The sequence below is a fragment of the Oleiphilus sp. HI0080 genome, assembly GCF_001635135.1.
Genome location: NZ_LWFU01000826.1, coordinates 1 through 2,112, shown reverse-complemented (window position 1 = coordinate 2,112; position 2,112 = coordinate 1). Strand labels below are relative to the sequence as shown.

General features: G+C 49.8%; 2 pseudogenes. Both read right to left on the bottom strand.

The window, feature by feature from the left end:
• Positions 1-194: pseudogene (gene rpsL / locus A3751_RS16935) on the bottom strand (30S ribosomal protein S12); the annotation flags it as partial.
• Positions 195-344: 150 nt separating this feature from the next.
• A pseudogene (locus A3751_RS16930) lies at positions 345-2,112 on the bottom strand (DNA-directed RNA polymerase subunit beta'); the annotation flags it as partial.

Genomic DNA, 2,112 nt, shown 5'->3' with positions numbered 1-2,112 from the left:
GATGTTACTTCGTAGCCGTTTGTAAGGCGCACACGACATACTTTACGCAAAGCCGAGTTAGGCTTTTTCGGCGTAGTCGTATAAACACGAGTACAAACACCACGACGCTGCGGACAAGCCTGCAACGCGGGAACGTCACTTTTAGCGACGACACGCTTTCTAGGCTTACGCACCAACTGATTAATAGTTGCCATGTAAGCAAACTCCAATATTATCTATCAAATTCCCACCCAAAATAGGTGCTCTCAAGTCGAGGGGCGCAAGTCTAATGACGCCCCCGTACAGTGTCAAGGCGTTTGGTTTATTTTTAACCAAACGCCACAACACGAAAGAAACCAGCTCGCTTAAAGCGAACCGCTCTCTTTGTTCAGTTCAGCACTCAACGCTTCTACAACATCCTGAGCTGAAACACCCAAGCCTTCTTCGACCGGGCCTTTTTCTTTTCTCGCTTTTCTTTCTGCGTGGTAAGCCAAACCTGTTCCGGCAGGAATCAGTCGGCCAACAACAACATTCTCTTTCAAGCCGCGAAGGAAGTCTCTCTTACCCGTAACCGCACCTTCTGTAAGAACGCGCGTAGTCTCCTGGAAGGATGCCGCAGAAATAAACGACTCTGTTGCAAGAGATGCTTTGGTAATACCAAGCAACTGCCGCTCACACTGTGCAGGCATCTTGTCGTCCAAGTCGGCCTTCTCATTCGCCTCAAGGAAGTGAACGTATTCAACCTGATCACCTTTGATGAGATCAGTATCGCCAGCCTGAGTCACCTCAACCTTTCGAAGCATCTGGCGCACAATCACTTCAATGTGCTTGTCATTGATGACAACCCCCTGCAAGCGGTAAACATCCTGAACTTCGTTTGTGATGTACTTCGCCAACTCAACGACCCCAAGAAGACGCAAGATATCGTGCGGATTAGACGGGCCATCAGAAACAACCTCTCCCTTCTCTACACTCTCACCTTCAAACACGTTCATCTGACGATGCTTCGGAATCAACTCTTCATATGGATCGCTACCATCTTTCGGAGTAATGACAAGGCGCTTTTTACCCTTCGTCTCTTTACCAAAGCTCACGACACCGGAAATCTCCGCAAGAATAGAAGACTCTTTCGGCTTACGCGCTTCGAACAAGTCGGCCACTCGCGGCAGACCACCCGTGATATCACGCGTTTTAGAGGACTCTTGAGGGATACGAGCGATAATATCACCCTCACTTACCTCATCGCCGTTACGTAGTGACAGCAGCGCATTCGCAGGCAAAAACATCTGGAATGGCGTATCTGTGCCAGGCAGCATAACTGGCTTGTCTTTCGCATCGACCAATTGGATCATAGGACGCACATCCTTACCTGAGGCAGGACGGTCTTTAGGATCTAAAATCTGGATACTACTAAGACCGGTCAATTCGTCGGTCTTAGTAGAAATGGTAATACCATCTTCAAAGCCGACTAACTGAATCTTACCGCTTTGTTCGGTAATGATAGGGTGCGTGTGCGGATCCCATTTAGCAACTACCTGACCCGCCTCTACAGCAGCGCCGTCTTTCACCGAAATGACCGCGCCGTAAGGCAGTTTATACCACTCTCGCTCACGACCATGCTCGTCGGCAACTGCCAAAGCAGATGAACGAGAAGTAACAACAAGGTTGCCATCTTTACGCTCGATGTGCTTCATATTATGCAAGCGAACAGACCCGCCATGCTTGACTTGGATATTGTCTACCGCAGAGGACCGTGACGCAGCACCACCAATGTGGAAAGTACGCATTGTCAGCTGCGTACCTGGCTCGCCGATCGATTGAGCTGCAATAACACCTACCGCTTCGCCACGATTAACAACATGGCCCCGCGCGAGGTCACGTCCGTAACATTGCGAGCACACACCATGACGCGTATCACAAGTAATCGCTGAGCGAACCCAAACTTCATCAACACCCGCTTGCTCTAATTCCTCTACACGCTTTTCATCAAGGAACGTACCGCGAGGAAGAACGGCGTTTTCTGTGTCACCAGGAGCAAATGCATCCTTTGCCGTTACACGACCAAGCACACGATCACCAAGAGGAACAACAACGTCGCCACCCTCGATCATTGGCGTCATCAATAGGCCTTCT